The 4094-nt window shown below is 40.8% G+C and carries 4 protein-coding genes and 1 pseudogene; all 5 read right to left on the reverse strand.

Translation table 11 applies throughout. The annotated features are described in order from the left end of the window. Positions 1–174 (reverse strand): annotated as a pseudogene (locus tag ABEV15_RS11250) (diacylglycerol kinase family protein); the annotation flags it as partial. 232 nt (positions 175–406) lie between these two features. Beyond that, entirely contained in the window at positions 407–1318 is a 912-nt protein-coding gene (locus ABEV15_RS11255) for a hypothetical protein (protein WP_064221379.1), read from the reverse strand. Further along, a complete protein-coding gene (locus tag ABEV15_RS11260; protein ID WP_498853251.1) occupies positions 1315–2385 on the reverse strand; it encodes a hypothetical protein in 1071 nt (356 codons plus the stop codon). The genes ABEV15_RS11255 and ABEV15_RS11260 overlap by 4 nt, the downstream gene beginning before the upstream one ends. Further along, the gene (locus ABEV15_RS11265; protein ID WP_498853252.1) at positions 2382–2834 is read right to left on the reverse strand and encodes an anti-sigma factor; all 453 of its coding nucleotides are present in this window, start codon (positions 2832–2834) and stop codon (positions 2382–2384) included. Before ABEV15_RS11265 ends, ABEV15_RS11260 begins: the two co-directional genes overlap by 4 nt. Further along, the gene (locus ABEV15_RS11270) at positions 2831–3394 is read right to left on the reverse strand and encodes a sigma-70 family RNA polymerase sigma factor (protein WP_064214462.1); all 564 of its coding nucleotides are present in this window, start codon (positions 3392–3394) and stop codon (positions 2831–2833) included. The genes ABEV15_RS11265 and ABEV15_RS11270 overlap by 4 nt, the downstream gene beginning before the upstream one ends. Between the last annotated feature and the right edge of the window lie 700 nt (positions 3395–4094).

The raw sequence follows: 4094 nt of genomic DNA on the forward strand, positions 1-4094 counted from the left end.
GACTTCGTTAATCGTGCCATCTCCACCAGCAGCAATAACAAGGTCAAATTCGCGTTCGACCGCTTTTCTCGCTGCCTCTGTCGCATCCCCTGCCCCTGTTGTCGCATGACATGACGTTTCATAACCGGCTTGTTCCAGCTGAATTAATACATCAGGCTAATGCTTTTTAAACAACTCACGTCCTCATGTTGGATTGTAAATAATTCTTCGCTCTTTTCATATCCCCATCATCCTATTTGCCCCAATACTAAATAAATACATATTTTCCACTATTTAACATGATAAAAAAGGCTGTTGCAATTTTTTCGTCTTTAAAAAGGAAAGATGTTATAGCTGAAATATTATATCAAAAACGGACAAAAGTTTTCATTAAAAATACGCTGACACCTCGGTGGTTCTTAGTTACTTAATTTGACACATGCACCGCTGCATGCTGTGAATCAAAAACATAAATATGATGAGTTCCGTCCCCTAATTGAACCTTGCCTTTAAACGTTTGCTCCGGCAACGTTTTTTCTGTCTCTCCGCTTTCTCTTTGCCACGCGATATTTCCGTCTTCTAAACTCTCACGCGTCACAGCTGTTACGAGAATATCTGTATTTTTATCAAGGCTAATCTGAACATCCTCCGCTTTTGAAACAGTCCAATTGGCGGCAAGCTTCCGCGGATAAAGAAGCACTGAATTATAGTTCCCGCGTACTTCGAGCGAAAGATGCTGCGGAATAACGACAGTCGGGGTCATCGCGTTCACCGTATGAAACAGTCCTTCCTTCCGCGGCATTTCTTTTATAGTAATATACATCGTATCCCCGACAATATTCATCGCTACATAATCTTCCTGCTTTTTGATGTCGTTGGCTGAAAGAGATTGGTATGTTCCAAAGATTTGAATTTCACCGTTGCTGCCTCCTTCAATCACAATCGGTTGGCTCCCTGTTTGTAAGACAATTCTCTTCATCTCAGGCGAAACAGACTGCCGGACATTCGGCAGGTGAAAGACTTTCGTTTCTGCACTAACGACCGTGCGAATTTCTTGCCATATTCCTGTTGATGAAAGCAATACAAATAAAACGGCTACCGAACCGAGCACCCCGATAAAGATGATGCTCAAAAAATCATATTTGATCAATGTATTTTCCTGCTTCGAAAAATAAAGATACACAAGGATTTCAACGCCAAGCAACACTAAGAGAAACGGCCACCAGCTCGCAAAAATGTCTGCAGCTCCCATTCCTTCCCATTGAGAAATAAACAACACGATGCCAAGCAAAATAAGAGAGGCTCCCATTGACACCGTCCCAACGCGCCATTTTCTCATTTCGTCCCCTCCTTCTTCTCTTTACTGCCTAAAAGCAGCTTGAAGCCGCCGCCAATTAACAAAATGCAAACGATCGTTGTTTGGAAAAATTGATTGTACCAGTAATAAATATCGATTTGTAATAGCTTTGATAGATGCGAAGCAAATGCTGGAAGCAGGATGCTGTCAAGCAAATAATAAAGACCTAACAACAATAATCCGAATCCAACCCATCTTTGATGATTGATAAAGTAGGAAACGATCGGCTGATCCTCAAGCTCTTCTTCGCCATACTTCGACGCCTTCTGCAATGCGTCAAAAAAGCTGTAAAACCAAATGAGCGGAATAAGGAAGAAAAAGGCAGACAGTCTTAACACATCCATCACATAAATCGCCAGCAAAAAGGCGGCCATTAACTGCAAGCCTCTGCGCTGTAATCCTAAGTACATATGACCCGCACCCGGAAAAACCGAAAGGAGAGTCGCAAGTGTTTTGCTTTTCCTTCCATCCTCGCGTTTCGCTTCAAAATCTTCGAAAATCGTTCGATCGACCAGTGACTCGCCGTTTTGTTTTCGATTGAGCTGTTGAACAATATCAAACATGTTGTAAATCCAAACGATCGGCAAAATTCCTAAAAAAACTAAGAAGCTGCCTTCATGCATCAATACCGTTACAAAAAATATCATGATCATAAGCCCAAAGAAGCTGATTAATAACGTTAACCCTCGGTTCATCAAGCCGAGCTGGAAATGCCCGAGCCCGGGAATGAAGGAAAGAAGAATCGTGTAAAACTTCTCGTTGTCCTGATTTGCCTGTAAAACCTCTCCTTGGACAAGTGTATGCTCCGGCTGTCTTTTGATGAGTGTAAGAATCATATCTAAAATACTGATCAACCAAATCAATAAAGAAAAGAGGACGATCGCCAGCGGTCCACTATTATGTGTCAAAAAGACAAGACCGACCGCGAGCACAATCGGCGCAAAAAAGGAAAAGCTATAAAACACTCCCCTTGCTTTTTTATTTAAATAAAAATGCCCAGCACCAGGGATAAATGATAAAAAGAACGCAACTAACGAATTTTTGTTCATCGATTATTCCCTTCCTTCTTTTGATTTACCTTTAGCCAATCGAGAAATGATAATGTTTTATCCATCCATTGTTCCGTATAGGCCGGCCTGTTTTCTGATAAATCTGTTCCAACAACGCCGGCATTTGTGACTAATTGAAAAATTCCCGAAGACATAAACCCAATCGTAATCGCAGCGGCAATTCCGTAATGAAGCAATTTTTGCTTCGTCTGTGTCTGCTTCGTACGCTTTGGCTTTTTATATTGTTCAACTTGTGCAAGAATGACATCGGCTGAAACAGCTTCATCGGAAGGATTCGGCAAGTCGGAAGCATTTTCTTCAATGAGCTCCATATATACCGCTAAGCATTGATCACAACTATAAAGGTGGCTCTCCATTTCCTCTCTTTTTTCCTCTGGCAGTACATCACAAATGAACTGCCGCCATTCTTCGTTCGTGTAATGACTCATTGAAAATCCTCCTCCCTCCAATGCTTTCTTAGCCAGCTGCGTGCTCTGTAAAGCTTTGTCTCGACCGTTTTCACTTCGACATTTTGTTCTTTCGCAATTTGTTGATACGATTTTTCATCTATGTAATAGGCGTAAATAACATCTCGATAGTTAAGCGGAATTTCCTCAAGACGTTGGCGGATTCGCTCTCGCTCCTCTTTTTTCATAACCGAAACCTCAACCCTTTCATCGGCTTCGGCCTCAATGGATTCCATTACTTCTTCAAGCTGCCGCTGCATTTTCCGCTTGACATCAATCGCGTAGTTCACAGCAATGCGCGTCATCCATGTTTTAAAGCCTTGTGACTGATATCGGGGGAGTGAAAGATAAATCCGCACAAATACTTCCTGCGTAACATCCTCGGCATCTTTTTCGTTGCGAATAATCGAGTACACCGTTTTAAATAAATAATTGCGGTATTTCTCGATTAACAGGCGAAATGCATGCTCGTCTCCTTTCCTTGCTTTCGCGATTAATGCTTCGTCCTGAATCTCACTCTCCCCCTTTCTATCTGTCTTCACTTATATAGACGAAATCATTAGCCGTTTGCCCTACACTTTTTTGTAATTTTTTTCGTGTCAATTTTTGTGAAATAAAAAAACGCCTAGGAAACAGGCGCCCCATCTTTTTCTCTTTAAAACCAAACCAATCGTCCGTTCAGTAAATTTCTACCTTTTGGGTAACAACATAAACGCAAAATAAGTAAAAATAGCGAATAAGAGACTGAATCCAAATAGTATGCTTCCAGCAATGAGAAAGCTATGAATATAACTTTCTAATATGATATGATAACGCTCCGTACTCGCTCCGCCTTGCTTTGCTACCCATGAGTCTGCCAAGGACGTTCCAAAATCAACACTAAAAAATGAGAACCAATCCAACAACTCCTATTACGGTTACAAAAAACCGGTCCATTTTAACTGATTCTCCGTCATTTAATCCTTCCAATAAACAAATTTAGATAAGAGTTAGAAGCCCTCCTCACAAAAATATGTAATCGTCGTAAGGATTTATGAAAACAATCATCTATTTTATGGAATCCATGTTTGTAGACTTAATTCTAATGTTGTCATAGAAAATCCTTCTTGTTTTAAGAGAAAAACATGATTCACCAATAATGGATGATGACGATTGCTTGCAACCTTCCGCAAAATGCTGTCAAGATTTTAGCATAATCGAACAAAAAAGAACAGGATTACTCCCCTGTTCTCATTTGTTCAG

It is taken from the genome of Bhargavaea massiliensis (genome assembly GCF_050480245.1).
Lineage (GTDB): Bacteria > Bacillota > Bacilli > Bacillales > Anoxybacillaceae > Anoxybacillus.